Here is a 26,845-nt window from a genome sequence, read left to right on the forward strand (position 1 = left end):
GGAGTCCGGTGCGGTTCGGCAGCGCCCCAAAGGGGCGCGCGGCTGTATCGATATGCGGCTCCGCCGCGATGGGGGTCCCCCCTGTTCTGGGGGTCCCCTGCTCGAGCGAAGTCGAGAGCTTGGGGGAGAAGCCGAGAACTTGGGGGGAGCGACCAGCCACAACGGACCCGCGGTCGACGCACCGGACTTCCAGCGGAGCGCTCAGCGCTGTTTCCTCCGCCGCTTCCGCAGGCGCTTCCTGAGCCATTCGAGGGCGGCCTCGCCCTGCGCGTACTGGAAGGCCCTGACCGTCGGCAGTCCGGGCGGGGCGGGCCGGCGCGCCTGCTGCACGAAGAAGCCGGCGAGGGCGGCGAGCACCGAGGTGACACCCCGCGGGTCGGCGTCCTGGCCCAGCGGATGGCTGGTGAACACCTCTTCGGGGTCCGGACCGCCCTGGGCGCGTACGCACGGCAGCATGACGAGGAGGTCGAACCACGGCGCGGCGAGAGACGCATGGGGCCAGTCGACGAAGACGACGCGGTCGTCGGCGGTGAGCAGCATGTTGTCGGCGCGCAGATCGCCGTGGGCGAGCGTGTCGCCTGCGGCGAAGTCGGCCCAGGGGGCGGCCAGTTCGGCGAGATCGTGCAGATGGCGGCGGGCCCACGGGTCGAGCGCGTGGGTGTCCCTCGCGGCGATCAACTGCTCCCATCCACGGAAGGCGTCCGCCTCCCGCTCGGCGACGGTCGGGGCCTCGACCGGGGACGGGCTCAGGGCGTGCGCGAGGTCGTTGACGGCCTCGAGGACTCGGTGGAACTCGTCCTCGCGCCACGGCACATGGGGCTGGTGCCCGACGATGTCCTCGTAGACGAGGGCCACCCAGGTGCCGTCGTCGTACGAGCCGAGGAGGCGGGGCGCCGCTATGGTCTCGGGCAGGGCCGCGGCGTTGCGGGCCTCGGTGCGGTGCATGTCGGGGCTGTCCGGGTTGGCCTCGGCGCTCACCGCCTTCACGAAGGCGCGGCGGCCGTCGGCGAGGCGTACGCGGGCGGCGACGCCCGGTGAAAAGCCGCCGCGCTGCGTGGCCGCGTCGATCACGGGGGCGCCGAGCACGTTGGCGACGGCGCCGCGCACGTGGACCGGGAGGTGCTCCCAGGGGGTGCGGACTCCGCCGGCCGGAGGGGCGGTGAGAGTCATGTCCGCCATGATTCGCGCCCTCTTGGGCGCGCGCTACCTCATTTTTGCGCGTGGAGCGGGGTGGGTGCCCGCCCCCGTCGGCGGGCGCCGCAGCCTGCGGGGCCCCTCAGGCGTGCGGGTCCGCGGGGCGTTGCCGTTACGCCGTTCGGGGTACGGAACGATGCCGGGCGCCCGCCGTCGTGGGGTGTGCCCGCCCTCCCCCGCTGCCTTAAGGGCGTGGGAGGTGCCCCCAGCCCAGCGGAACGATTGCCCACAGCGGTAGCGGCACGGAGGCGGCGCGGCGCCCACAGCGGAGGCGGCGCGCTGCCCACAGCAGTAGCGGCGCGCTGCCCGCTGCGGTAGCGACACGGCGCCTGCGGTGGTATCGGCGCGGTGCCTGCGGTGGTATCGGCGCGGTGCCTGCGGTGGTATCGGCGCGGTGCCTGCGGTGGTATCGGCGCGGTGCCTGCGGTGGTATCGGCGCGGTGCCTGGGGTGGTAACGGCACGGCGCCCACAGCAGCATGCCGCGGCCGTCAAGCGGCGCGCTGCCCGCGGCGGCTAGCCGCACGCTGCTCGCAGTGCTGCGGTCAGGACCCGCGGGGCCTCGCCGAGGGACGGGCCGTACCACGTCAGGTGGCGGCCGCTGACCAGGGCCGCCGGCTGGGGGAAGGACTCCGGGCCATCCTGTTCGGTGAAGCGGTACGGCTCGTCCGGGAGGACGATCAGGTCCGGGGCTGAGGCGTGCAGCTCCCCGAGGGGGATGCGGGGGTAGCGCTCGGGGTGGGACGCGTAGACGTTGTCGACGCCGAGGCGGGCCAGTACGTCGCCGGCAAAGGTGTCGCGGCCCAGGACCATCCAGGGCCGCCGCCAGACGGGCACGAAGGCCCGGATGCGGCGCCCGGATTCCGGGCCCCCGGAGTCGAGCGGCAGGGCGCCGTCCGACCACGCCGTCTCCGCCTCGTCGAGCCAGCGCGGCCGCGTACGCGCCCCGCACGCGGTCAGCACGCGGTCCAGCTCGCGGAAGGCGGCCGGCACGCCGCGGACCTCGGTGACGAGCACCTCGATGCCCGCCGCCCGCAGGGCGTCGAGGTCTGGCTCCCTGTTCTCCTCCTCGTTGGCGATCACGAGGTCCGGGGCGAGTTCGGCGATCCGGTCGGTCTTCGGGTTCTTGGTGCCGCCGATGCGTACGACGTCGAGGTCCGCGGGGTGGCTGCACCAGTCGGTGGCCCCCACCAGCGCTCCCGGCAGCGTCGCCGCGATCGCCTCGGTCAGCGACGGCACCAGTGAGACTACGCGTGCGCCGGTCATGATCACCCCACTTGCTCCACTCGAACGCTCGAACGGATAACGGCATCCGGCTCTCCGAACAGGACCCGATGAACCGGATGAACTGGCTGAATCGGATGAGCACGATGGGCCGGCGGAGAACCGGTCAGCGGCGCGGGTCCTCCGCCGCCTCGATGTACTCCGCGACGGCCACGACGAGCACGCGCGTGTCCGGCACCGTGGCCCGCCAGCGGTGCCGGGCGCCACCGGTCAGATACAGGGTGTCGCCGCGGCCGAGCCGGTAGGCCCTGCCCTCCGCTTCGACCTCGACCGCACCGTCGGCCACGTACATCAACTTGTCGTTGCGGTGGTGGAACTCCCGCCCGGCGTCCTGGTCGCCGGTGAACTCCAGGGCGTGCATCTGGTGGCGGCCCGACACCAGGGGGCGTACGTGGACTTCGCCGACGGGGCCGGGAGCCGCCTCGGCCCGGACGACGGCGACACTGCGCGCCGGGTCGGCGGCGGCGAGCAGCTCCACGGCCGTGGTGCCCAGCGCGTCGGCGACCCGCTGGAGGGAGCGCATGCTGGGGCGCGCACGCTCGTTCTCCACCTGGCTCAGGAACGGCACAGAGAGACCGCTGCGCTCGGCCACGACGGCGAGGGTGAGCTCCAGTGCCCTGCGCCGCCGCCGGACGGCCGCGCCTACCCGAAGGGTCTCTTTGCTGTCGTCCATCGCTTCGGCTCCCTCCTGTGCATCGTCATGGTCGGGCCTGTCACGGTCTCCGGGCACCGGCGGATGTTTCGTCCGGCCCACGTGACCTTACGAGCCCGGTGGAGATTCCGGGCCCTGTTGAGTTCTCTGCACCCTACGCATGTTCGGCAAACGGTTTCATCTGCCCGTCACATGGTTGTCAACACAATGGCGGGTCGTTAGCACTCACCCTGCCGCAGGCCGAGGCCTCACAGCCCGCGCCAGTACAGCAGCTGGCCCGACTCTCCGGGCGCCGCTCCCTCCTGGGGAACGAACAAGCTCATCAGCAGTGCCGGACGGCCGTTCGGAGCAGTGATCAGGGTGGCCGAAGGGTTGGCGAAGGCGCTGCTGCCGCCGTGGGTGCGGATGGCGAGCCGGTCGGCGCGGCCCGTGACGGGATCGTATGCAAAGGTCTGCCAGCTGGCGAAATCGTTACGCCACCTCTGGCCCTCGATAAGCACCACACGCAGGCCGTAGAGCCGCAACGGGGCGCGATCGCCTATGTTCCCGGCGTTGCCCCATGACTGGACGGCCCGGTCGAGGCGGCGGTCGGGCTCGGCGCGCCAGTGGGTGAAGTCCGTGAGCGTTGCGCGGAGTTGGCGGTCGGTGTCGCAGTCCGCCCGGTAGTGCCGGTGATCCGGATGGTGTCGCCCTGGACGGCGGTGATGCTGGGCGTGCCCTCGGCGCAGCGCGAGAGGGTGCGGGGTGCGTCGTACGCCCGGTCGGCCTGCCCGGCGAGAAGCGCGTCGAGGTCGTCGTAACCGCGTACGGCGATGTGGTTGTCCGGATCCTTCTCGTAGGCGAGGACATAGCCGCCCCTCCCGTCGTGGGCGAGGGACGCCTGGTGGGTGCCGGGGCCGAAGTCGTGGCGGCGCTGCCAGTGCAGCAGGTCCGTGGAGGTGGCGACGGACGCGTGGAAGCGCCCGTCGCCGAGGAACGTGTGGTAGACGGCCAGGTAGGTGCCGTCGGGCGCCTGAGCGATCTGCGCGGCGTCCATGGAGCGGCCGGTGTGGTCGGCCACGCCGTAGCGGTACCCGTCCGCGGTGCGTATGTCCCCGGCCAGTTCCGCGAGCCGGGCGGTGGCGATGGAGGCGGGCGCCGCACTCGCCCTCGGTATCTGCGCCAGCACCAGCAGCGCGGCCACGACGACGGCAACTGCGGCGGCGAAGGGAAGGTGCCGGAGGAGGCTGCGGGCAGCGGCGGTCACTGATGTCGTCTTACGGTCGGCGGGACGGGACGGGGCGGGATGGGACTTGTGGGGCTTGCGAGGCAGGCGTGCCATCGAGCGTACGAACGGCCGGCGGCCACGGGAACGAGATGAGAGGTGGGCTTCGCCACAACGGCGACGCCCACCCCTCACGGGAGATCCAGTCGGCCTCCGGCCGAGGCCCGGTCGAAGCCCGGTCGGACTCCGGTCGAAGCCCGCTCGGACTCCGGTCGGATCACTGCCGGACCACTGTCCGACTGAGAATCACTGTCCGACTGCGAATTACTGTCCGACTGCGAATTACTGTCCGACCGCGAATTACTGCGGAGCCATCCGCTCCTCGATCCCCGGGTTCTCCTTCACCCAGGCAGCGACGGCCTCTTCCTCCTGGCCCTTGCCGCGGTTCTTGATCTCGTTCTCCAGGCCGGCGAGCTCCGCCTCGCTCATCTTGAAGTCCTTGATCCACTTCGTCAGCTGCGGGTACTGCTCCGGGAACGCCTTGCTGGCGATGGTGCGGATCGTGTCGCCCTTGCCGAACAGGCCCTTGTCGTCCTTCAGCTTGGTCAGGTCGTACTCGCTGTACGCCCAGTGCGGCGTCCAGAGCATGACCGCGATCGGCTCCTTCTTCGCGTACGCACGCTTGAGCTCGGCCAGCATGCCGGGCGTCGAGCCGTCGACGACCTCGTACTCCTTGTCCAGGCCGTAGCCGGGCAGCACATCGTTCTTGAGCAGGTTCATCGTGCCCGTGCCGGGCTCAATGCCGATGATCTTGCCGTTGAAGGTGTCGCCCTTGCCCTTCAGGTCCTCGAGCGACTTCACGTCCTTGACGTACGACGGGACGGCGAGCTCCAGTGACGTCGGCCCGTACCAGCTGCCGAGGTCGCTGAGGTCGTCGCCGTACTTGTCCCAGTACGACTTCTGCGTGTACGGCAGCCAGCCGTCGAACTGCACGTCGAGCTCGCCCTGGGACAGCGCCGTGTACATCGGGCCGACGGCGAACTGCTTGAGGTTCATCGTGTAGCCGCGGTCCTCGAGGACGTGCTTCCACAGGTACGTGATCGCGATGTCCTCCTCCCACGGGAACCAGGCGACGTTCAGCGTCCGGGCCGCCTCGCCCTGGCCCTTGGCGCCCTTGGCCGACTTCGCGACCGGGGCCCACTTGTCGACCAGACCGGGGTTCTTCTTCAGCCAGGTCTGGACGGCCTCCTGCTCCTTGCCCTTGCCGGACTTCTGGATCTGCGCCTCGAGACCGGTGAGCTGCTCCTCGGTCATCTTGAAGTTCTTGAGCCACTCGGCGACCTCGGGGTTCTCCGAGGCGAAGCCCTTGCGGGCGATCGTGTGGATGTCGTCGCCCTCGCCCCAGGCGCCCTTCGGGTCCTTGAGCTTCTTCAGGTCGTAGTCGCTGTAGGCCCAGTGCGGCGACCACAGCGTGACGACGATGGGCTCCTTCTTGGAGTACGCGCGCTTGAGCTCGGCGAGCATCGCGGGCGTGGAGCCGTCCACGACCTCGTACTCGCCCTCCAGGCCGTACTCCTTGAGGACCGTGTCCTTGAGCATGCCCATCATGCCGGCGCTCGGCTCAATGCCGATGATCTTGCCCTTGAACTCGCCGCTCTTGCCCTTGAGGTCCTCGAGCGAGTCGATGCCCTTCATGTACGAGGGGACGGTGAGCTCCAGCGACGTGGGGCCGTACCACTCGCCCATGTCGTCGAGCTTGTTCCCGTACTTCTTCCAGTACTCGGCGTGCGTCGTCGGCAGCCAGGAGTCGGTCTGGAAGTCGATCTGCCCCTGGGCGAGACCGGTGTAGAGGGGCCCGGCGGCGTACTGCTTGGTGTCGACCTCGAAGCCGCGCTGCTCGAGGATCTCCTGCCACAGGTACGTGGAGGCGATGCCCTCGTCCCAGGGGATGTAGCCGATGTCGACCTGCTTGCCCTTGCCGACGTCCGTGGACGCCGAGGCGGTGTCGGAGGCCGGACCGGAGCCGAAGACGCCCATGCCGCCCGCGACGAGCGCGAGGACGACGACGCCGACGACCGCGACCGCGGGACGCGGCTGGTGGTTCCAGATCTTCAGGCCGCCCACAGCGGCGCGCGCCTTGGCGGCCGCGCGGCGGCCCAGCGGCGAGAGCTGGCTGCCGAGGCCACCGGTCATCCGGTCCAGGTAGATCGCCAGGATGACGATGGCGATGCCCGCCTCGAAGCCGAGGCCGACGTCGAGGTTGCCGATCGCCTCGTTGACCGCGCCGCCGAGGCCGCCGGTGCCGACCATGCCCGCGATGACCACCATCGACAGGCCCAGCATGATCACCTGGTTGACGCCCGCCATGATCGTGGGCAGCGCGAGCGGCAGCTGCACGCGCAGCAGGGTGTTGCGCGGGGTCGTGCCGAAGGCGTCCGCCGCCTCGACGAGCTCCTTGTCGACCTGGCGGATGCCGAGCTCGGTCATCCGTACGCCCGGGGCCAGCGCGAAGATCAGCGTGGCGACGATGCCGGACGGCACGCCCATGCCGAAGAAGAGGATGGCGGGGATGAGGTAGACCATCGCCGGCATCGTCTGCATGAGGTCGAGGACGGGCCGTACGAGGGCGCTGATGGTGTTGGAGCGGGCCGCCCAGATGCCCACCGGCACCGAGATGACCAGCGCGATGATGGTCGCCACCAGCACGAGCGACAGGGTCGACATGGCGTCGTCCCACAGCTCGAGCGAGTCGATCAGCGCGAACCCGGCGAAGGTGAGCACGCCGGGCACGAGGCCGCGCAGCCACCAGGCGATGACCGCGAGGATGCCCACGAGCAGCAGCGGCTCGGGGGCGGACAGGACGGCGTTGATGCCGTCGTACATGCCGTCGACGACCGCCTTGATGGCGTCGAACAGCCAGGCCATGTGGTTGACGAGCCAGTCGACGCCGTCGTTGACCCAGTCGCCGAGATGGATCCTAGGCACCGGCGATCACCTTGCCCTCGGCCTCGTCGCCGCTGCTTGCCGCGTCGTCGGCGGCCTGTGCGGGGGCGGGGACACCGGCGGCGTCCTGCTTCTGGTCGGCGGGCGTCATCGGCTCGCCGAGGACGGCCAGCAGCCGGGCGCGCGGTACGACACCGACGAGCTCGCCGTCGGCGCCGATGACGGCGACCGCCACGCCGCTGGTGGAGCAGGGCGTGAACAGCTCGATGATCGGGGTGTCGGCGGAGACGGTGGCGGGTGCGGCGTCGAGCACGTCCTGCGCGGTGCGCAGTTCCCTGCCCTCGGGCGTCTTCGTGCCGTACGCCGTCTCAGGGTCCGCCATGATCGCGCCCGCGGTCAGTACGCGGGAGCGGTCGACGTCCTGGGTGAACGCGGCGACGTAGTCGTTGGCCGGGGTGACCAGGATGTCCTCGGCCGTGCCGATCTGGACGATGCGGCCGTCGCGCATGACGGCGATCCGGTCGCCGAGACGCATGGCCTCGTTGAGGTCGTGGGTGATGAAGACGATGGTCTTCTTCAGCCGCTTCTGCAGCTCGAGGAGCTGGTCCTGCATGTCGCGGCGGATCAGCGGGTCGAGCGCGCTGAACGACTCGTCCATGAGCAGCAGGTCGGCGTCCGTGGCGAGCGCGCGGGCGAGGCCCACGCGCTGCTGCATACCGCCGGACAGCTCGTCGGGCCAGGACTGCTCCCAGCCCTTCAGGCCCGCGAGCTCCAGCGCCTCGGTGGCGCGCTTCTCGCGCTCCGCGCGCGGGACGCCCTGCACCTCCAGGCCGTACGCGGCGTTGTCGAGGACGCTGCGGTGCGGGAACAGCGCGAAGTGCTGGAAGACCATGCTGATCTTCTTGGAGCGGACCTCGCGCAGCTCGCGCGCGCTCAGCGCGGTGAGGTCCTGGCCGTCGAAGCGCACCTGCCCCGCCGTCGGCTCGAGCAGTCCGTTGAGCATGCGCAGCAGCGTGGACTTCCCGGATCCGGACAGACCCATGACGACGAAGATCTGGCCGGGCTCGACGGTGAAGGACGCGTCGATGACCGCGGCGGTCGTGCCCTCGGCACGCAGCTCGTCACGGTCGGCTCCCTGGCGAAGCCTCTCCACCCCGCTATCGGGTCGTCTGCCGAACACTTTGTACAGGTGCTCTGCTTGCAGCCTGGACACATAAACCTCTCGGGTAGAACGAACACGGCCCGCCTCCCCCGCCGGCGGGCCGTGGAGCGGCACGGGGTCTGCCCGTCTGACCGACCGAGTTCGACCGAGTTGGTTGAAATTGCGACCGGATCCGCTCCGGGAGCGCGCCTGCCCGGGCTTATGCAGGTCAAACGCAAGAGTGGTTCAGTTCACAGGCCCGTCACTTCTGTCACGTAGAGGGTGTGGCATCTCGCGGGCATCGGCGGCCGTGCCGTACGGCGGGGCTGTCGGCCGGGGCAGGGATGGGCTGTCGGCCCGGGACAGGCATGGGCTGTCAGTGCCGTGCGGCATGATGCGAACGTGACTCAGCGAACCCGACGGCTCATGCTCCTCGACACCGCCTCCCTGTATTTCCGGGCCTATTTCGGGGTCCCGGACTCGGTGAAGGCCCCGGACGGCACTCCGGTGAACGCCGTGCGCGGCCTGCTCGACTTCATCGACCGCCTGGTCCGCGACCATCAGCCGGACGACCTGGTGGCCTGCATGGACGCGGACTGGCGCCCGCAGTGGCGGGTCGAGCTGATCCCCTCGTACAAGGCGCACCGCGTAGCGGAGGAGGTCGAGGTCGGTCCGGACGTGGAGGAGGTGCCGGACACGCTCTCGCCGCAGGTGCCGGTCATCGAGGCCGTCCTGGACGCGCTGGGCATCGCGCGCGTGGGCGTCGAGGGGTACGAGGCGGACGATGTGATCGGCACCTATGCCACGCACGCCCCGGGTCCCGTCGACATCGTCACCGGCGACCGGGACCTGTACCAGCTCGTCGACGACAAGCGCGGCGTGCGCGTGCTGTATCCGCTGAAGGGCGTCGGCACCCTGCAGGCCACGGACGAGTCATGGCTGCGCGAGAAGTACGGTGTGGACGGCCCGGGGTACGCGGATCTCGCGCTGCTGCGCGGTGACCCCAGCGACGGGCTGCCCGGCGTGTCCGGGATCGGCGAGAAGACGGCCGCGAAGCTGCTCGCTCAGTACGGCGATCTCGCCGGGATCATGGCCGCGGTCGACGACCCGGCGTCGGCGCTCACGCCGGCGCAGCGCAAGCGGCTCGACGAGGCACGGCCGTACCTCGCCGTCGCACCGACAGTCGTGCGCGTCGCCGCGGACGTCCCGCTGCCGGACGTGCGGCTCGCACTGCCTCGCGCCCCCCGCGACCCGGTTGAGCTGGACATTCTCGCAGCGCGCTGGGGTCTCGGAGGTTCGCTGCAGCGCCTGCTCTCGACTCTGCGGGAGAGTCCTGTGAAGTGAGGTGGCAGCGGAGTAAGGGCGGTTTGTGAGGTACGACGTATAGGTAATGCGCGCGCCGAAGTGTTAACTTAGGCTTGCCTAAGCACGTTACATGGGAGGCCGTCATGGCACGTCCGGCACGTCGCGCTCCGAAGCCGCACTCCGCGCGGGTGGTCCGCACCGAGCGACTCACCCCACACATGCAGCGCGTGGTGTTCGGCGGCGAGGGGCTGGCCGGATTCACGGCGGACACCTGCACGGACCACTATGTGAAGCTGCTGTTCGGGGCCGAGGGCGTGACCTACCCGGAGCCCTTCGACATGGAGCGGATCCGCGCCGAGTTCCCCCGCGACCAGTGGCCGGTGACGCGTACGTACACGGTGCGTGCGTGGAACCCGGAGCACCGCGAGCTGACGCTCGACTTCGTGATCCACGGTGACGAGGGGCTTGCCGGGCCCTGGGCGATGCGCGCACAGCCGGGCGAGCTCGTGCGCTTCCTCGGCCCCGGCGGCGCTTACGCCCCGGACCATGATGCCGACTGGCATCTGCTGGCCGGAGACGAGAGCGCACTGCCCGCGATCGCCGCCGCCCTCGAGAACCTGCCCGAGGGCACCGACGTCCGCGCCTTCGTGGAGATCGCGGGCCCGGAGGAGGAGCAGAAGATCGACACCGATGTGGAGGTCGTCTGGCTGCACCGCGGGGACCGCCCCATCGGCGAGGCGCTGGTCGAGGCCGTACGGGAGCTGGAGTTCCCGGAGGGCCGGCTCCATGCCTTCGTGCACGGCGAGGCGGCCTTCGTGAAGGAACTGCGCCGTCTGCTGCGCGTCGAGCGCGGAATTCCGCGCGAGGACCTCTCGATCTCCGGTTACTGGCGACTGGGCCACAACGAGGACGGCTGGCAGGCCGCCAAGCGCGAGTGGAACGCCCGCATCGAGGCCGAGCAGGAGACGGCCGGGGCGACCGCCTCCTGAGACCTTTCCCTGCACGAGTACGGACCGGACGGGCTGGAGTTTCCAGCCCGTCCGGCGTTTGGGGGGGGTTGACTGCGCCAGGCAGACGCCGATCGCCGCGCGCACATGGTCCGGGTGGCGCATCACATCCGAGCGTCGCAGCGCGGGCCGGTGACGCACGGTCTCCGGGTGGCTCAGCCCGGGCCGGTGACGCACGCACCGTCTCCGAATGGCGCAGCCCGCCCCGGTGACGCACGGTCTCCGGGTGGCTCAGCGCGGGCCGGTGACGCACCGTCTCGCACAGCCCTGGCCGGTGACGAACCGTCTCCGAGTGGCGCAGCCCTCCGCCGCACCGTCTCCGGCCAACCCACGCCCCCCGCCCGGCCGAGCACCCACCCACGTGGGCCAGGCGACCTGTCACGTCCGCGAGTGCCGCCCCGCCCGCATACGCACCCACACAGCACCCGCTTAACAACGCCGAGCTTGTCGACGAGCTCGCAGCGGCGGGTCGGCGGGACCCGGCGGGCCGCGATGCGCGCAGGACGTCGTGGCCAAGGCACGTCGTGAGGCCCGAGCTACCGCGACGCGGTGCCCGCCCCAAGGCCCGTGAGGAGTTCGGCCCCCAGCAGATACGGCTGCGTCACGCCCGTGAAACAGGCCGTCCCTAATTTCTGTCACCCGACAGGAAGTCATGCAGTCCGACAGGAACGTCGCCGTACGGGAATGTCGCCCCGACTGTCGACACCCCGACTGTCGCTCCGACAGGGACCGACAGAACTCCCGCGCCGCCTCCGCGAAAGCAGGTTGCCGCCATGACAACCCCCGCCCCTGCCGATCTCCGTCCCGATCCGCCGGTGCCCACGGACGCCGGCGACTCCTCGCTGGCCGCGTTCGGCTACCGCCAGGAGCTGCACCGCAGCCTCGGCCGCTATGCCTCGTTCGCCGCCGGGTTCTCCTTCATCTCCGTGCTGACCACTGTCTTCCAGTTCTTCGCGTTCGGCTACGCCTTCGGCGGCCCGGTCTTCTTCTGGACCTGGCCTGCCGTCCTGCTCGGCCAGCTGATGGTGGCCGCGTGCTTCGCCGAACTCGCTGCCCGCTACCCGATCTCGGGCGCGATCTACCAGTGGTCCTCACGCTTGTCCAACCTGACCTTCGGCTGGTTCGCCGGCTGGATCATGGTGATCGGGCAGATCGTGGTGGTCGCGGCGGCGGCGCTCGCCCTGCAGATGGTGATGCCGGCGATCTGGTCCGGCTTCCAGCTGGTCGGCGGCGACCCGGCGCCCACCTCGCCCACCGGTGCGGCGAACGCGGCGGTGCTCGGCGTGATCCTGCTGGTCCTCACCACGATCGTGAACATCGTCGACAACCGCGTGATGTCCGTGGTCAACCGGGTCGGTGTCACCGCGGAGATCATCGGCGCCGTCCTCATCATCGTGCTGCTCCTCACCCATTCCGAGCGCTCCCCGGGCATCACGTTCCACACGGGCGACGGCGCCCAGGGCGGCCTGTTGGGGGCGCTGCTCGTGGGCTCGTTCATGGCGGCGTACGTGATGATCGGTTTCGACAGCGCGGGCGAGATGAGCGAGGAGACCCGCAATCCCCGGCGCACCGCGCCCCGCACCATCCTCACGGCGCTCGGTGCAGCGGGCCTGCTGGGCGGCCTGATCGTCCTCGGCGGTCTGCTCGCCGCGCCCAGCCTCACGGACGGACACCTGGCCGTCGACGGACTGAGCTACGTCCTCACCAGTAGCCTGGGCGACGGCGTCGGCCGGTTCCTGCTCGCCGACGTGGTGGTGGCCATCGCGGTGGCGACACTCGCGATCCAGACGGCGGCCTGCCGGATGCTCTTCTCGATGGCCCGCGACGGGCAGCTCCCCGGCTCGCGGCTGCTCGCCAAGGTGAATCCGCGCACCGGAATGCCGAACGCGCCCGCCCTGGTCGTCGGCGCCCTCGCTGCTGCCCTTCTGCTGCTCAACTTCGCGTCGCCTGAGGCGTTCCTGGCGATCGGCACCACCTGCATCGTGATGCTCTACCTCGCGTACGCCATGGTCACCGGCCCGCTGCTCGTACGGCGGCTGCGCGGGCAGTTCCCCGGTGCCGCGGCCGACGCGGTGGACGAGGCGGGCCGACCGCTCTTCTCCCTGGGCCGCTGGGGCGTCCCGGTCAACGGACTCGCCCTGATCTACGGCCTGTTCATGACGGTCAACCTCGCGTGGCCGCGCGCGGATGTGTACGACCCGGCGGGCGGGCACTGGTACTTCCAGTGGTTCACGGTGTTGTTCCTGGGCGTGACGCTCGCGGCCGGAGCGGGTTATCGGCTCTACCGGAGCCGCGTCGTCCGGCGGACCCCGACCGCGGAGCCTCAGCCGGCCGCCGCGGCGTCGGGGGCCTAGGGCATCGGGGGCCTGCGGCATCGGGGGTCTAGGGCATCGCGGGGCCTACGGCGTCCGGGACCTGGAAGGCCCGCGGAACGCCTCCCCACAACGGTTACGCTCGAGCTGATGAGACGCAGGCCCCGCATTCCCCCCGCCCCTCTGCCACAGCGCGACGGTATCGATCCCGTTCGGGTCCGGTTGCCCATGGACGGGGCCTGGAGCACCGTGCGGGATCACCTCGTCGAGCGACTGGCGGCCGGGCCCGGGGTGATCGACGGGATGCTGCACGACGGGCTGATCGTGGGGGCGGACGGACGGGCCGTGGCGCACGACGCGCCATACGTGCCGGGGCTGTTCGTCTGGTTCCACCGGGAGCTCGCGGCCGAGGTGCCCGTGCCCTTCGCCGTCGACGTCCTGTACCGCGACGAGCACATCGTCGTCGCCGACAAACCGCACTTTCTCGCCACCACCCCGCGCGGCAGCCATGTCGCCGAGACGGCGCTCGGGCGCCTCCGGCGCGATCTGGGCATCCCCACGCTCACCGCGGCCCACCGTCTGGACCGTCTGACGGCCGGCGTCGTGCTGTTCACGGTGCGGCCGCAGGAGCGCGGCGCGTACCAGACGCTGTTCCGCGACAAGCGCGTGCACAAGGAGTACGAGGCCGTGGCCGCGTACGATCCGGGCCTCACACTCCCCCGTACCGTCCGCAGCCGTATCGAGAAGGAACGCGGAGTCATCGCGGCCCGCGAGGTGCCGGGTGAGCCGAATGCGGAGAGCCTGATCGAGCTCGTGGAGCACCGGGACGGCCTCGCGCGGTACCGGCTGCTGCCGAGGACCGGGCGCACCCATCAGCTACGGGTGCACATGAACGCGCTCGGGGTGCCGATCCTCGGGGATCCCGTCTATCCCGTGGTGGCCGACCCGGTGCCGGACGGCGGCTTCGGGCAGCCGCTGCAACTCCTCGCCCGGCTGCTGGAGTTCACGGATCCGGTGGCGGGGCGGTCGCACCGGTTCGTCAGCCAGCGTGTGCTGGGTGCCTGGTCGGACCCCGGCGACTGAAATGGCCGACCGGCCGTGCCTGGCGAGGACAACGGCCGGTCCGCCTGACCTGCGATGGGCGCAGCCGACCGACCGCGGCCGACGTCGGCCGGTGCCGGTCGGCCGGTGCCTGTCGGCCGTTCGACGGTCAGTAACCGCGCCACCAGCGGAGCAGGCGTTGCAGCGCTCCCTTGGGCCGCTCCCCCTCGCCTGTGGGGGAGGGCGGCGGCGTCGCGACCAGGGGCTGGTCGGACCGCTCCGCTGCCGAGGCCTGGGCGGGGACAGCGGCGGCCGGGCTCGTGGCCTGGGGCCGTGGCGGCGGGGACGACACCTCCCATTCCTTACGCGGCGAGGGCACCCTGCCCATAGTGGGCCGGAGCTTCACGTCCTGCGGCGGGCGCGGCGTGAACATCACCGGCAGGTCGACGAGGTGCCGGGCGATGAGCGTCTGCCGCCAGCGCAGTTCCTTCTCGTCCACGGCGAGCTCCGCATCGGGCAGCCGCATCAACAGCGCGTCGACGCCGACGTCCGCGATGGAGCGGGCGATGTCCTGGCCCGGGCACTCATGAGGCCCGCCGCCGAAGGCGAGATGGGCGCGGTTGCCCGCCATGCTGGCCTTGAGGTCGGGGCGGATCACCGGATCGAGGTTGCCTGCGGCGATCACGTACATGATCCCGTCGCCGGCCTTGATTCGCTGGCCACCCAACTCCGCGTCCTCAGTGGCGACGTAGCCCACCTGGGCGTTCATCGGAGGCTCGTCCCACAGGGACTGCTCGATCGCCTCCGGCACCGTCATCTGCCCGCCGTTGAGCTGGGCTCGGAAGCGAGGGTCGGTGAGTACCATACGCAGCACGTTGGCCATGAGGTTGGCGGTTCCCTCGTACGCCGCGATGAGCACGACCCGCAGGTTCTGGGCGACCTCGTCGTCGGTGAGCTTCGCGGGATGGGCGATGAGCCGACTGGTGAAGTCCTCCTCGGGTTGGGCCCGGCGCCGTGCGGTGTGCCTGTACAGGACCGACATGACGTACTCGTTGCTCTCGACGGCGGTCTCGGAGCCCTTGGTCATGTCGCGGCCGGCCTGCACCAGGCGCTCGTTGTACTCGTCGGGCATGCCGAGGACTTCGCACATCACCGCCATCGGCAGGTGCTCGGCGAACTGGCTGACCAGGTCGGCCGTGCCCTTCTCGCAGAACTCGTTGACCAGGCGCTGGCTGCTGCGGTGGATGAAGCGCCTGAGGCCTCGGTCGTCGATGGTCGCCAGGGCGTCGTTGATCGCACCGCGCACCCTCTGGTGTTCGGCGCCTTCGGCAAAGGAGATGAGAGGCGCCCACGTGACCATCGGCGCCAGGGGATTGTCAGGCGCGAACGTGCCGTCCTGCACCACGCGCATTCGGCGCGAGTCACGCGTGAAGTGCGAGCGCGTGCGGAGCATGTGGAGGGTCTCGGTGTGGCCGATGACCGCCCACATCGGTACGTCGTCGTGGACCAGGACGGGCGCGACCGAGCCGTGTTCGGCACGCAGTTTCTCGTAGATGCCCGCCAGGTCGCTCTCGGCCTCGGATCCGTACAGGCGGCGCAGGCCGCCGGGGCCGAGGCCGTGGGCCGGGCAGCCCGGGGGCGGGGAGATCGGTTCGTCCGCGCCGCGATGGGAGTGGGATGGGGTCGTCACGGTGTCGCTTTCGGATCGGTAGGGATTCAGGTCATGCGCGGGACATGGTCAGGGAGTGCAGGTAGCGCATCAGGGTCATCAGGACGTCGCGGCTCGAGGCCCTGCGGCGGGCGTCGCACCTGACCATGGGCACCTCCGGGGGGAGGTCCAGCGCGGTCCGCAGGTCGGCCGTCGGATAGCTGGGCGCGTCGGGGAAGTCGTTGATCGCGACCACGAAGGGCACGCCACGCTCTTCCAGGCGCCCCATCACGTCGAAACTGACCTCCAGACGCCGTGTGTCGACGAGCACGACGGCGCCCAGAGCGCCCTCGAAGAGGCCGTTCCAGAGGAACCAGAACCGCTCCTGGCCGGGTGTGCCGAAGAGATAGAGCACCAGCTCGTCCGTGAGGCTGATGCGGCCGAAGTCCATGGCGACGGTGGTGGCCGTCTTCGTCTCCGAGCCGTAGTTGTCGTCGACTCCGATGCCGGCCTGGGTCATCGTCTCCTCGGTGGTGAGCGGCCGGATCTCACTGACCGAACCCACCATCGTGGTCTTGCCGACCCCGAATCCACCGACGATCACGACCTTCACCGCGGTCGTGGCCGTGTCCGGCAGATGGTCCTCGGCGCGTGGGCCCGCGATCGTGTCAGAGTTTTTGAAGTCCATGCATCACCGCTTCGAGGAGGGAACGTTCGGGGAGTTCGGAGCGGACGACCGGAGCGCGGGACTCCACGAGGTCGGCCGCCAGGAGCTCGGTCAGCAGCACGGTGACCACGCTGAAGGGCAGGCCGAGATAGGCCGAGATCTCGGCGACGGACAGCGGCGTCCTGCACAGACGCAGCAGTGCGGTCTGCTCCGGCGGGGCGGTGAGCGGCGGTTCCGACCGTGCGACGATCAGTGCCACCAGGTCGAGTGGTGCCCGCTGGCTTCCGTCGGTGCCGCCTGTGATCACATAGAGCCGTCCCGGGTCCTGCTCCTCGCCCGGCTGGTGTGCGCGTCGTTCGCGTTGCGGAGGAGTCATACGGCCTGCCCGTCGCGCCGCGGCGGACTGGTCAGATGAGCCCCGATACGGACGACGAGGTCGCGCATGCGGCTGCTCAGGAGCCCCGCGTCCACGATCTCGCTCGCGAGCACCGCCAGGTACGCGTTGGCCCCCGCGGCCATCATGTAGAAGAAGCCTCCTCGGACTTCGATGATGACCATGCGCATCTGGCCGTCGCTGTCGGGGATTTCGGTGGCCACGGCACCGGCCAGGCTCTGCAGACCGGCGCAGGCCGCCGCGAGCCGGTCGGCGGCGTCCGGGTCACCGCCATGGCGGGCGATGCGCAGCCCGTCCGCGGAAAGGACCACGATCTGCCGGATCCCCCCTACGCCGTCGGCCAGTTCCTTGAGCATCCAGTCGAAATTGGCCCGTTGCTGAATCACTTGAGGTCCCCCTCGTCCTCGGTGGTGTCGTCATCTGCCCGGGCCTTCGACTCGACGGCACCAGGCGTGCCTTGCTTGTCACCGCCGCCCTTGAGGCCGTTCATGAACGCCTCGACCCACAGACCTGGCGCGGGCTCCTCCTTCTCCGGCTCGCGCGGCGCCGGTGCCTGCCGCTGGCCGGGGATGGCGGCTTTGGCCTCGGCGGCCCGTGCTGCTTCGGCCTCCCGTTCCTTGGCGGCGCGGGCCTCGGCGTACCGCTCGCTCAGCGGCGTCTTGACCCGGCTGCGGCGCTGCGGCAGGCCGGTGGCCGTCCACTCGGTGACGACGGGGATGTCGTCTTCCAGGGCGGAGAGAGGAGTCGGCGGACCCGAGGTCGGGCGGCGCTTCTTCGGCGCGCGCTCGAGCTCCCGGATGGGATTGCCGTCGTTGTCCACCCGAGGCACGGCGGATGCGCCGATGCCGTGCGCGAGGGCCGGTGCGGGCGCGCCGGTCAGCATGTTGCGCGGGACGATCAGCACCGCGCGTACGCCGCCGTACGCGGACTGCCGCAGGGAGACCTGCATGCCGTACATCGCACAGAGGCGGCCGACGACGGCCAGGCCGAGCCGCGGGGTGTCGCTGAGGCTGTTGAGGTCCATGCCCTCCTGAGCCTCGGCGAGCATGGTCTCGGCCCGCTTCCTGCCATCCTCGGTGAGGCTGACGCCGCCGTCCTCGATCTCGACGGCGATACCGGTCTGCACCTCGACGGCGGTCACGTGCACCCGGGTCTGCGGCGGCGAGTAGCGCGTGGCGTTGTCGAGCAGTTCGGCGCAGGCATGGATGACGGGTTCGACGGAGATGCCTTCGACGGAGACCTTGGCGATCGAGTCCAGGTCGATGCGGTGGTAGTCGAGGATGCGGGACATCGCGCCCCGCAGGACGCTGTACAGCGGGACCGGCTTGGGCCACTGACGGCCGGGGCGGGAACCGCCGAGCACCGCGACGCTGTCGGCGAGCCGGCCGATGAGCGCGGTGCCGTGGTCGAGGCGCAGCAGGTCGTCGAAGACCTCGGGCGCGCGCCCGTGGTCCTCCTCCATCTCGCGGAGCTCGACGGACTGCTGGTGGACGATTGCCTGGACTCGGCGTGCGATGTGGACGAAGGCGTTCGCCGACGCGTCGCGCATCGCATCGCCGCGGTCCAGGATCTCGAGCACGGCGCGCAGCAGCTTGCGCTGCGCCTGGGGAAGGTCCCGGTAGTCGGGGTCCTCGTCGATGACGACGCGCATCGCCTCGGCGGGGGACTCGCCCTGCCGCATCCGGTAGAGCGTGTCCGGCAGGAGCTGCTCACCCAGGTGTTCGGTCTCGGCGTCGTACACGGCCACACGCCGCTCGAGGTACGCGAGCCGGTCCGTGTACTGCCGGTGCAGCCGTTTGACGGTACGGCCTCGGCGTACCGCCTCGATGGCGACCGCGAGCACCATGAGAGCGGCGATGCCGCCGCACCAGCCGACGGCCATCCGGGCCGGTTCCGGCACGGCGGCGACGGCGGCCCCGGTCGCGGCGGCCATGAGTATGGCGGGCAGCAACAGCGCGCGTGCGTAGGGGACTTCTCGGCCACCGGGAGGCGATTGAACACTCACCATGTATGCCCTCTAAAAACGGTCGGTTCAGAGTGGTCTGTACGTACTTGCCGTGAGTTGCGGCGGGTTACGGAGACCCGTGGGGGGAACATTCGAACCACCAGGAATCTTTGGGAACAAGCGCACGAATACGCCGCAACTCGGTGCGCTGTGGGCGAGCTTAGTCCGACCGGATCATCGCCATGTCATATTCCGCAAGCACCTGAAATGCCATGCCGCGCGGGAATACACTCTGGCCCATTTGCACGCTGGGCAGCCATTCGAACACGTGCGGTAATCGCGGGGCGGTATGCGAATTGCGCACCCTCAGGCGGTGATGGCGGACCGTTTCTGCAGGCTACGGGGCACATGAGGCACCCCGGCCCCGCGGGCGGTCAGACTCCGACGATGCGCAGCGCGGCGTCCGCAGTCGCCTCGGCGAAAGCCGACACGGGCCGTTCGGGGTCGGAGCGGTGGATCAGGATGACGCCTTCGATCAACCCGAAGAGGAGGTCGGTGCGGAGTGCGAGCTCACTCTTTCCGAGGGTCTTCCCGACGGCCGTGGCGGCCAGCAACTGGCGGTAGGTGTCCTTGAGTTCGGCCCGTACCGCATGGAATCCGGCGAACCGTTCGGACCGCACTTCGGGGAGGAGGTAGAGACCGCCGAGGTTGTGCGGCCCGCCGCACAGCAGCTCCACGTCGGAGCGGCACAGTTCCCACAGCCGGCGCTCGGCGGGGGCCGCGTCGTCCGCGAGGAGGCGGCGGGCGAGGGTCAGCGAGGGCGTGACGGTGGACTCCAGGAGCTCGGCGAGGAGGTCCTCCTTGCCGGACACGTAGTGGTACATGGTCGCCTGGCGCATGCCCGCGCGTTCGGCGACGGCGCGGGTGGTCGTGGCGGCGTATCCGCGGGTGGTGAACAACTCGGCCGCGGCGGCGAGGAGTTCATCGCGCGCGGACAGCCCGCTGTCCGGCCGCTGAGCGGCGCGCGGCCTGCCGACCCGTGCCCGTGATCCTCCCGTGGTGCCCATGGTCCCGATCGTCGCACACCGCCGTACAACCCAGAACTGGCGGTCGAGGTGAGGGATCGGTAACCGCGGCGCAACAGTCGGGCAATCGCCGTGACGCCTCCCGCTCGTAATTTCTGTCGCGCGACAGAAACACCGTCGCGCGACGAAAGCACACAGGCCGAGCCGGAAGGTCCCGCGATGGCGACAGCGACCACTTACGGAGCCCGCGACCATGCCCGCGCCCAGGAGGGCACCCACGCCGACGCCATGCCCGTCGTGCCCGCGAGCGCCTGGCCCGCGCCGCCCTGCGAGGCCGGCCATCTGGTGTGGGCGGAGACGGTGGCGGGCGGAAACTACACCCACCGGGTGCTGGCCCGCGGCACCGAGTTCCGCCTGACGGACCTGGCGGGCGACGCCTGCGCCCACCTCCTGCTGTATGCGGCGGACCGGCCGTGGGAGCGGCTGAACGTGGCCGACACGGTCAAGGTCCAGTGGAACGCCTACCTCGGCGAGGGACAGCTGCTCCTGTCGGACCAGGGCCGTGTCCTCGCGTCGATCACCGCGGACACCTCAGGGCGCCACGACGCCCTGTGCGGCACCTCCACGCTCGTACGGAACACCGAGCGCTACGGGGACGGGGCGCCGCAGTCGGCCTCCCCCGCGGGCCGCGAGCTGTTCAAGCTGGCCGCCGCGAAGAACGGCCTGTCCGCGCGGGACCTGCCGCCGTCGCTGTCCTTCTTCCAGGGCGTGGAGGTACGCGAGGACGGCGCGCTCGACTTCAACGGGTCCGCGGGCCCCGGCACGAGCGTGACGCTCCGCACCGAGCAGGACGTCACCGTGCTGATCGCGAACGTCCCGCACCCGGCCGACCCGCGCGAGACATACACCAGCACCCCGCTGGAGGTGCTCGCCTGGCGGGCCGGCCCGACGCAGCCGGGCGACCCGCTGTGGGAGTCGACACCCGAGGGCCGCCGCGCCTTCCTCAACACCGCCGAGTTCCTTGCCGCGAGGGGGATCGCATGACCCACAGCACCGTTGTCCCGGCCCGGTCCGCCTGGTCGGCCGTGCTCGCCGCGGGCGAGACGCTCACGATCACCGATCTGCACGGCAACCAGGCCGTCGACTTCCTCGTCTACGACGCCCGGGACACGAGCGTCCGCTACAGCGCACCCGACACGATCCACGCCCAGGGCAACATCTTCCTGACCACGGGCAGCGTGCTGATGTCGAACGAGCACACCCCGCTGATGACGGTCGTGGACGACGAGGTCGGCCGGCACGACACGGTCGGCGGCGCCTGCTCCAAGGAGTCCAACACCCTGCGCTACGGGCACCACACCTGGTCCCAGCACGCGTGCGTGGAGAACTTCCTCGCCGAGGGCCACAAGTACGGTCTCGGCAAGCGCGATCTGGTCTCCAACGTCAACTGGTACATGAACGTGCCGGTGGAGAAGGACGGCACCCTGGGCATCGTCGACGGGCTCTCGGCACCCGGCCTGAAGCTGACGCTGCGCGCCGAGCGCGAGGTGATCGTGCTGGTGTCCAACTGCCCGCAGATCAACAACCCGTGCAACGGCTTCGAGCCGACGGCCGTGGAGATGACGATCGGTGAGGCTCCGTCGGCCGCGGCCGGTGGGGCGGGGACCGCCGACGGAGCGGGCGAGACCGGCCGGGCGGGCGCCGCATGAGTTTCGACACGCTGCTGGTCGCCAACCGCGGCGAGATCGCGGTCCGCATCATCCGCACGGCCAGGGAGCTGGGCCTGCGCACGGTCGCGGTCTACTCCGACCCGGACCGCGCCGCGCCCCACGTCCGGCTCGCCGATGCGGCCGTACGGCTCGGTCCCGCGCCCGCCCAGGAGTCGTATCTCGACGCGGACCTCGTCCTGAAGGCGGCCAAGGACTCGGGCGCGGGCGCGATCCATCCCGGGTACGGGTTCCTGTCGGAGGACGCCGGGTTCGCGCGGCGCTGCGAGGACGCCGGGATCGCGTTCGTCGGGCCGACGCCCGCGCAGCTGGAGCTGTTCGGCGCCAAGCACACCGCGCGGGCCGCTGCCGAGGCGGCGGGCGTGCCGCTGGCGCCCGGCACGGGCCTGCTCGCAGATCTCGCGGAAGCCCTGGAGGCGGCGGAGCGCATCGGCTATCCGGTGATGTTGAAGGCGACCGGAGGCGGTGGGGGCATCGGTATGTCGGCCTGCCGCTCGGCCGCCGAGCTGACCGACGCGTGGGAGCGGGTGCAGCGGGTCGCCGCGGCCTCGTTCTCGTCCGCCGGAGTGTTCCTGGAGCGGCTCGTCGAGCACGCCCGCCATGTCGAGGTGCAGGTCTTCGGCGACGGCGAGGGCCGCGTCGTGACCTTCGGCGACCGCGACTGCTCGCTCCAGCGCCGCAACCAGAAGGTCCTCGAGGAGGCCCCGGCGCCGGGCCTGCCCGACCACATACGCGAGCAACTGGCAGCCGCCGCAAGGGACTTGTGCGCAAGCGTCGGCTACCGCTCGGCCGGCACCGTGGAGTTCGTCTACGACGCGGCCGGCGAGGAGGCGTACTTCCTGGAGGTCAACACGCGCCTCCAGGTCGAGCACCCGGTCACCGAGGAGATCTACGGTGTCGATCTCGTCGCCTGGATGCTGCGCCTGGCACAGGGCGAGACCGGCATCGTCCAGGACCCGGGTCCGCCGCGCGGCCACGCCGTCGAGGCCCGTGTGTACGCCGAGGATCCCTCGCGCGACCACCGGCCGAGCTCCGGCCTGCTCACGCGCGTGTCGTTCCCCGAGGGCGTGCGCGTGGACGGCTGGGTCGAGACGGGCACGGAGGTCACGGCCTCGTACGACCCGATGCTGGCCAAGGTCATCGCGTACGGCGACGATCGTGCGGAGGCCCTCGCCAAGCTGGACGCCGCCCTCGACGCCGCGCGCGTCGACGGCATCGAGACGAACCTCGGGCTGGTGCGGGCCGCGCTGGCCGACGACGCCTTCCGGTCGGCCTCGCACTCGACGGCGACGCTGGCGGGGGTGAGCGACCCGACGCCGCGGATCGAGGTGGTGTCCGGCGGCACGCTCACCACCGTCCAGGACTGGCCGGGCCGCACCGGTTACTGGCAGGTGGGTGTACCCCCGTGCGGTCCGATGGACGACCTGTCCTTCCGGCTGGGCAACCGGTCGCTCGGCAACGAGGAGGGCGCGCCTGGTCTGGAGTGCACGCTCCAGGGTCCGTCCCTGCGGTTCACGCACCCGACAACGGTGTGCGTCACCGGCGCGCCCGCACCGGTGACCGTGGACGGCGAGCCGGTCGCCCAGTGGGAGCCGGTGACCGTGCCGGGCGGGGCCCTCCTTGAGATCGGGGCGCCGACGGAGCACGGCCTGCGCACGTATGTGCTGTTCGCGGGCGGCGGCCTGGACGTTCCCGCATTCCTGGGCAGTGCGTCCACATTCACGCTGGGAAGGTTCGGCGGGCACGGCGGCAGGGCGCTGCGCACGGGCGATGTGCTGCACGGCGGTACGGTCACGGAATCGGGCGCCCCGGTTGCGTTGGGCGATCGCCCTGCGTTCGCGTCCGAGTGGCACATCGGCGCCGTCGAGGGCCCGCACGCCGCCCCCGAATTCTTCACCGAGGACGACATCCACGACTTCTACGCCGCCGACTGGAAGGTCCACTTCAACTCGGCACGCACCGGCGTACGACTTGTCGGCCCGAAGCCCCGCTGGGCGCGTACGGACGGCGGCGAGGCGGGTCTGCACCCGTCCAACATCCATGACACGCCCTACTCGGTCGGAGCCGTCGACTACACCGGCGACATGCCGGTGCTGCTCGGCCCGGACGGGCCCTCGCTCGGCGGCTTCGTGTGCCCGGCGACGGTGGCGAAGGGGCAGCGCTGGAAGCTGGGGCAGCTCCGGCCGGGGGACGTGGTGCGCTTCGTACCGGTGACCGTGGATGCGGCTGCGCGCCTGCGCCGGACTCCTGCGCTCGCCCCGGTCGCGGACCGCTCGGAGATCACGGACGGCGGCGTCCTGGCCAGGCACGGAGACGTGACGTACCGCCGCAGCGGCGACGACAACCTGCTCGTCGAGTTCGGGCCGATGCAACTGGATCTAGCGCTGCGCATGCGCGTGCACGCGCTGATGGAGGCGGTGGTCGCTGTCGGTCTGCCGGGCATCACGGACATCACGCCCGGCATCCGCTCCCTCCAGATCCAGACGGATCCGGACGTGCTGCCGCAGCACGAACTTCTCGACGCGGTGCGCGAGATCGAGTCGGGCCTCCCGCCCGCCGACCAGCTGGTCGTCCCGTCCCGGACCGTGCACCTGCCCCTCTCCTGGGACGACCCGGCGACCCGCGAGGCCATCGCCCGTTACATGGCGGGCGTCCGCGACGACGCCCCCTGGTGCCCCTGGAACATCGAGTTCATCCGCCGCGTCAACGGCCTGGACTCGGTCGACGACGTGTACCGGACGGTCTTCGACGCGGAGTACCTGGTGCTGGGCCTGGGAGACGTGTACCTGGGCGCACCCGTGGCCACCCCGCTGGACCCGCGCCACCGCCTCGTGACGACCAAGTACAACCCGGCCCGCACCTGGACGGCGGAGAACTCGGTCGGCATCGGAGGCGCGTACCTCTGCATCTACGGCATGGAGGGGCCGGGCGGCTACCAGTTCGTGGGCCGTACAACGCAGGTGTGGTCGGGCTGGCAGCAGCGCGGCGCCTTCGAGCCTGGCTCACCGTGGCTGCTGCGCTTCTTCGACCGCATCAAGTGGTACCCGGTCGAGGCGGACGAGCTGCTCTCCCTCCGAGCGGACATCACCTCCGGCCGCTTCGTACCGAGGATCGAGGAGGGCGTCTTCTCCCTCGCGGAGTACGAGCGGTTCCTCTCCGACAACGCCGACTCGATCGCCGAGTTCCGCGCCCGCCAGGGCGCCGCCTTCGCCGCGGAACGGGACGCCTGGGAGGCGGCCGGCGAGTTCACGCGTGCGGAGACGGCATCGGCCCCGGCCGCGGCCCCCGCGGAGGTGACGGTCCCGGAGGGCGGCCGCCTGGTGGAGGCCGAATTCGCCGCGTCGGTCTGGCAGGTGAACGTAAAGCCGGGCGACGCGGTCACAGCCGGACAGCCCCTGCTGGCCCTGGAGGCGATGAAGATGGAGTCCAGGGTGCACTCCCCCATGGACGGCGTGATCCTGGACCTGCTGGCGAAGCCGGGAGACCAGGTGGAGGCGGGAACGGCGCTGGTGATCGTGGGCCCGGCGAGTTCAACGGTGCCCTGACGACCGCACGCGCGGTGTGTGGGCAGTCGTTCCGCAGGGGCGGAACGGGTGGGCACACACCGCCCACCGGCTCGCACCTGACAAACCCACCCCAGCGCAAGGAGCACCGATGTCGTCCCCCACGCTCACGAGAGTCCGCGCAGCCTACGCCCGCATAGAGGCGGTGGACCGCCCGGAGGTCTGGATAGACCTACGCCCGCAAGCGGAGGTCGAGAAAGAAGCAGAGGCCCTGGACGCCCGAGCCGCCGCAGGCGAAAACCTGCCCCTAGCCGGGAGGCTGTTCGCGGTGAAGGGCAACATAGACGTCGAGGGCCTCCCGACGACGGCAGGTTGCCCCTCCTACGCGTACAAACCCCGCGCGGACGCCCCCGCGGTAGCCCGCCTCCGCGCAGCAGGCGCGATAGTCCTGGGCACCACGAACCTCGACCAGTTCGCCACAGGCCTGGTAGGCACCCGCTCCCCCTACGGAGCGGTAAGGAACGCCCACGACCCGGCCAGGGTCAGCGGCGGCTCCAGCGCGGGCTCAGCCGTAGCGGTGGCACTCGGCATCGTGGACGTCGCGCTCGGCACGGACACGGCGGGCTCCGGCCGCGTCCCCGCGGCCTTCAACGGCATCGTCGGCCTCAAGCCGACCCGCGGCCTCGTCCCGACGGACGGCGTCGTCCCGGCCTGCGCCTCGCTCGACTGCGTCACCGTCTTCGCCCGGACGCTCCCGGAGGCCGAGCAGGCCCTGTCGTACATGGCGTCGCCCGCGGCCCGCGAACTGCCGCCCCTCCCCCAACGTACGCCGGGCCCCTGGCGCATCGCCGTCCCCGACCGCGCGCAGCTCGGCGAGCTGGACCCGGGCTGGGCGGAGGCATACGAAGCCGCAGCCTCCCAACTCGCCTCCGCCGGAGCCGAGTTGAGGACCGTGGATCTGACGCCCTTCACCGAGGCGGCAGCGATGCTCTACGAGGGCGCCTTCGTCGCCGAGCGGTACACGGCCGTAGGGAGCTTTATCGACAAGTCCATCGACGCGGGAGCGGAGGACCTCGACCCCACCGTCGCCGGGATCATCACCCGCGCCCGCGACATCCCCGCCCACCGCCTCTACGCCGACCAGGAGCGCCTCGCCGCGCTGCGCACGAAGGCACTGGCGTCCCTCGGCGACGCCGACGCCCTGCTGCTGCCGACGACTCCCGGCCACCCGACGATCGCCGACGTCGCCGCGGACCCTCTGGGCGCGAACGCCCGCCTCGGCCGGTTCACCAACTCCACCAACCTCTTCGACCTCGCGGCCGTCGCCGTCCCGGCCGGTGAGGTGGACGGCCTGCCGTTCGGAGTCATGCTGATCGGCCCGGCGTTCACGGACGAACCGCTGGCGCAGATCGCGCGGCTGCTCACACCTCCCGCGCATCTCGCCGTGGTCGGCGCACACCTGTCGGGCCAGCCGCTCAATCCCCAACTGCTCGCTTTCGGCGCCCAGTTGGAACGTACGACCAAGACCGCGCCCGTCTACCGGCTGCACGCCCTGCGGACCACCCCGCCCAAGCCGGGCCTCGTGCACGTCGGCGAGGGCGGTGCCGCCATCGAGACGGAGGTGTGGCAGCTCCCGGCCGAAGGCCTCGGACGCCTGCTCGCCGCCCTCCCCCGCCCGATGGCCCTGGGCCGCGTCGAACTCGCCGACGGCACCTCCGTCCCCGGCTTCCTCTGCGAACCCGGCGCGCTCGACGGGGCATCGGACATCACGGAGTACGGCGGCTGGCGCGGCTACCTGGAGTCAGGCCCCGACGCGGGGTGAACCCAGCCCGGGCTCCGCCGAAGTGGGACCCTG

General features: G+C 70.9%; 21 protein-coding genes. 8 read left to right on the forward strand and 13 right to left on the reverse strand.

Features of this window, described 5'->3' with window-relative positions:
• Window positions 1–201: 201 nt before the first annotated feature.
• The 7 genes from ACSMXV_RS10010 to ACSMXV_RS10040 form a co-directional block, all read right to left on the reverse strand.
• Window positions 202–1,170, reverse strand: a complete 969-nt coding sequence (locus tag ACSMXV_RS10010; protein ID WP_473177326.1) for an aminoglycoside phosphotransferase family protein — start codon at window positions 1,168–1,170, stop codon at window positions 202–204.
• Window positions 1,171–1,708: 538 nt separating this feature from the next.
• Window positions 1,709–2,458: a helical backbone metal receptor gene (locus ACSMXV_RS10015; protein ID WP_473177327.1), complete on the reverse strand. Its 750-nt coding sequence runs from the start codon at window positions 2,456–2,458 to the stop codon at window positions 1,709–1,711.
• Window positions 2,459–2,582: 124 nt separating this feature from the next.
• On the reverse strand, window positions 2,583–3,149 hold the full coding sequence (locus tag ACSMXV_RS10020) for a helix-turn-helix domain-containing protein (protein WP_473177328.1): 567 nt from the start codon (window positions 3,147–3,149) through the stop codon (window positions 2,583–2,585).
• A 227-nt stretch (window positions 3,150–3,376) separates the two neighbouring features.
• The gene (locus tag ACSMXV_RS10025; protein ID WP_473177329.1) at window positions 3,377–3,652 is read right to left on the reverse strand and encodes a hypothetical protein; all 276 of its coding nucleotides are present in this window, start codon (window positions 3,650–3,652) and stop codon (window positions 3,377–3,379) included.
• Window positions 3,653–3,666: 14 nt separating this feature from the next.
• Window positions 3,667–4,374: a hypothetical protein gene (locus ACSMXV_RS10030; protein WP_473177330.1), complete on the reverse strand. Its 708-nt coding sequence runs from the start codon at window positions 4,372–4,374 to the stop codon at window positions 3,667–3,669.
• 318 nt (window positions 4,375–4,692) lie between these two features.
• The gene (locus ACSMXV_RS10035; RefSeq protein WP_473177331.1) at window positions 4,693–7,317 is read right to left on the reverse strand and encodes an ABC transporter permease/substrate binding protein; all 2,625 of its coding nucleotides are present in this window, start codon (window positions 7,315–7,317) and stop codon (window positions 4,693–4,695) included.
• Entirely contained in the window at window positions 7,310–8,488 is a 1,179-nt protein-coding gene (locus ACSMXV_RS10040; protein ID WP_473177332.1) for a quaternary amine ABC transporter ATP-binding protein, read from the reverse strand. Before ACSMXV_RS10040 ends, ACSMXV_RS10035 begins: the two co-directional genes overlap by 8 nt.
• Before the next feature lie 354 nt (window positions 8,489–8,842).
• On the opposite strand from ACSMXV_RS10040, the gene ACSMXV_RS10045 reads away from it, so the two are divergent.
• The 4 genes from ACSMXV_RS10045 to ACSMXV_RS10060 all read left to right on the forward strand — a co-directional run bounded on the left by ACSMXV_RS10045 (window position 8,843) and on the right by ACSMXV_RS10060 (window position 14,123).
• Window positions 8,843–9,760 (forward strand): 5'-3' exonuclease, encoded by a 918-nt coding sequence (locus tag ACSMXV_RS10045; protein WP_473178876.1) that lies wholly within the window; start codon window positions 8,843–8,845, stop codon window positions 9,758–9,760.
• A gap of 104 nt (window positions 9,761–9,864) precedes the next feature.
• Complete coding sequence (locus ACSMXV_RS10050; protein WP_473177333.1) at window positions 9,865–10,710, forward strand: siderophore-interacting protein; 846 nt, start codon at window positions 9,865–9,867, stop codon at window positions 10,708–10,710.
• A 791-nt stretch (window positions 10,711–11,501) separates the two neighbouring features.
• Complete coding sequence (locus tag ACSMXV_RS10055) at window positions 11,502–13,082, forward strand: amino acid permease (RefSeq protein ID WP_473177334.1); 1,581 nt, start codon at window positions 11,502–11,504, stop codon at window positions 13,080–13,082.
• 108 nt (window positions 13,083–13,190) lie between these two features.
• Window positions 13,191–14,123, forward strand: a complete 933-nt coding sequence (locus tag ACSMXV_RS10060) for an RluA family pseudouridine synthase (protein ID WP_473177335.1) — start codon at window positions 13,191–13,193, stop codon at window positions 14,121–14,123.
• A 127-nt stretch (window positions 14,124–14,250) separates the two neighbouring features.
• Here ACSMXV_RS10060 and ACSMXV_RS10065 read toward each other — a convergent pair whose 3' ends face one another.
• From ACSMXV_RS10065 to ACSMXV_RS10090, 6 genes are all read right to left on the reverse strand, one after another.
• Entirely contained in the window at window positions 14,251–15,771 is a 1,521-nt protein-coding gene (locus tag ACSMXV_RS10065; RefSeq protein ID WP_473177336.1) for a cytochrome P450, read from the reverse strand.
• A 31-nt stretch (window positions 15,772–15,802) separates the two neighbouring features.
• Window positions 15,803–16,417, reverse strand: coding sequence for a GTP-binding protein (locus ACSMXV_RS10070; RefSeq protein WP_181657315.1), 615 nt, complete (start codon window positions 16,415–16,417; stop codon window positions 15,803–15,805).
• On the reverse strand, window positions 16,398–16,772 hold the full coding sequence (locus ACSMXV_RS10075; protein WP_473177337.1) for a DUF742 domain-containing protein: 375 nt from the start codon (window positions 16,770–16,772) through the stop codon (window positions 16,398–16,400). Before ACSMXV_RS10075 ends, ACSMXV_RS10070 begins: the two co-directional genes overlap by 20 nt.
• Window positions 16,769–17,176, reverse strand: coding sequence for a roadblock/LC7 domain-containing protein (locus ACSMXV_RS10080; RefSeq protein ID WP_181657317.1), 408 nt, complete (start codon window positions 17,174–17,176; stop codon window positions 16,769–16,771). Before ACSMXV_RS10080 ends, ACSMXV_RS10075 begins: the two co-directional genes overlap by 4 nt.
• Window positions 17,173–18,798, reverse strand: a complete 1,626-nt coding sequence (locus tag ACSMXV_RS10085; RefSeq protein ID WP_473177338.1) for an ATP-binding protein — start codon at window positions 18,796–18,798, stop codon at window positions 17,173–17,175. Before ACSMXV_RS10085 ends, ACSMXV_RS10080 begins: the two co-directional genes overlap by 4 nt.
• 371 nt (window positions 18,799–19,169) lie before the next feature.
• Window positions 19,170–19,802: a TetR/AcrR family transcriptional regulator gene (locus ACSMXV_RS10090; RefSeq protein WP_473177339.1), complete on the reverse strand. Its 633-nt coding sequence runs from the start codon at window positions 19,800–19,802 to the stop codon at window positions 19,170–19,172.
• A 177-nt stretch (window positions 19,803–19,979) separates the two neighbouring features.
• Here ACSMXV_RS10090 and ACSMXV_RS10095 point away from each other — a divergent pair, with 177 nt between their 5' ends.
• The 4 genes from ACSMXV_RS10095 (at window position 19,980) to atzF (ending at window position 26,812) form a co-directional block, all read left to right on the forward strand.
• A complete protein-coding gene (locus ACSMXV_RS10095) occupies window positions 19,980–20,804 on the forward strand; it encodes an urea amidolyase associated protein UAAP1 (protein ID WP_473177340.1) in 825 nt (274 codons plus the stop codon).
• The gene (locus ACSMXV_RS10100) at window positions 20,801–21,469 is read left to right on the forward strand and encodes an urea amidolyase associated protein UAAP2 (protein WP_473177341.1); all 669 of its coding nucleotides are present in this window, start codon (window positions 20,801–20,803) and stop codon (window positions 21,467–21,469) included. Before ACSMXV_RS10095 ends, ACSMXV_RS10100 begins: the two co-directional genes overlap by 4 nt.
• Complete coding sequence (uca, locus tag ACSMXV_RS10105; protein WP_473177342.1) at window positions 21,466–25,032, forward strand: urea carboxylase; 3,567 nt, start codon at window positions 21,466–21,468, stop codon at window positions 25,030–25,032. The genes ACSMXV_RS10100 and uca overlap by 4 nt, the downstream gene beginning before the upstream one ends.
• Window positions 25,033–25,141: 109 nt before the next feature.
• Entirely contained in the window at window positions 25,142–26,812 is a 1,671-nt protein-coding gene (gene atzF, locus ACSMXV_RS10110) for an allophanate hydrolase (protein WP_473177343.1), read from the forward strand.
• The last annotated feature ends 33 nt before the right edge of the window (window positions 26,813–26,845 follow it).

The sequence above is a fragment of the Streptomyces sp. DSM 42067 genome, assembly GCF_055792885.1.

Coding starts and splice junctions, on each gene's coding strand:
- ACSMXV_RS10070 (WP_181657315.1), bottom strand. CDS start 16,417: ATGGACTTCAAAAACTCTGACACGATCGCGGGCCCACGCGCCGAGGAC.
- ACSMXV_RS10010 (WP_473177326.1), bottom strand. CDS start 1,170: ATGACTCTCACCGCCCCTCCGGCCGGCGGAGTCCGCACCCCCTGGGAG.
- ACSMXV_RS10060 (WP_473177335.1), top strand. CDS start 13,191: ATGAGACGCAGGCCCCGCATTCCCCCCGCCCCTCTGCCACAGCGCGAC.
- ACSMXV_RS10045 (WP_473178876.1), top strand. CDS start 8,843: ATGCTCCTCGACACCGCCTCCCTGTATTTCCGGGCCTATTTCGGGGTC.
- ACSMXV_RS10075 (WP_473177337.1), bottom strand. CDS start 16,772: ATGACTCCTCCGCAACGCGAACGACGCGCACACCAGCCGGGCGAGGAG.
- ACSMXV_RS10050 (WP_473177333.1), top strand. CDS start 9,865: ATGGCACGTCCGGCACGTCGCGCTCCGAAGCCGCACTCCGCGCGGGTG.
- ACSMXV_RS10020 (WP_473177328.1), bottom strand. CDS start 3,149: ATGGACGACAGCAAAGAGACCCTTCGGGTAGGCGCGGCCGTCCGGCGG.
- atzF (WP_473177343.1), top strand. CDS start 25,142: ATGTCGTCCCCCACGCTCACGAGAGTCCGCGCAGCCTACGCCCGCATA.
- uca (WP_473177342.1), top strand. CDS start 21,466: ATGAGTTTCGACACGCTGCTGGTCGCCAACCGCGGCGAGATCGCGGTC.
- ACSMXV_RS10090 (WP_473177339.1), bottom strand. CDS start 19,802: ATGGGCACCACGGGAGGATCACGGGCACGGGTCGGCAGGCCGCGCGCC.
- ACSMXV_RS10095 (WP_473177340.1), top strand. CDS start 19,980: ATGGCGACAGCGACCACTTACGGAGCCCGCGACCATGCCCGCGCCCAG.
- ACSMXV_RS10085 (WP_473177338.1), bottom strand. CDS start 18,798: ATGGTGAGTGTTCAATCGCCTCCCGGTGGCCGAGAAGTCCCCTACGCA.
- ACSMXV_RS10100 (WP_473177341.1), top strand. CDS start 20,801: ATGACCCACAGCACCGTTGTCCCGGCCCGGTCCGCCTGGTCGGCCGTG.
- ACSMXV_RS10055 (WP_473177334.1), top strand. CDS start 11,502: ATGACAACCCCCGCCCCTGCCGATCTCCGTCCCGATCCGCCGGTGCCC.
- ACSMXV_RS10015 (WP_473177327.1), bottom strand. CDS start 2,458: ATGACCGGCGCACGCGTAGTCTCACTGGTGCCGTCGCTGACCGAGGCG.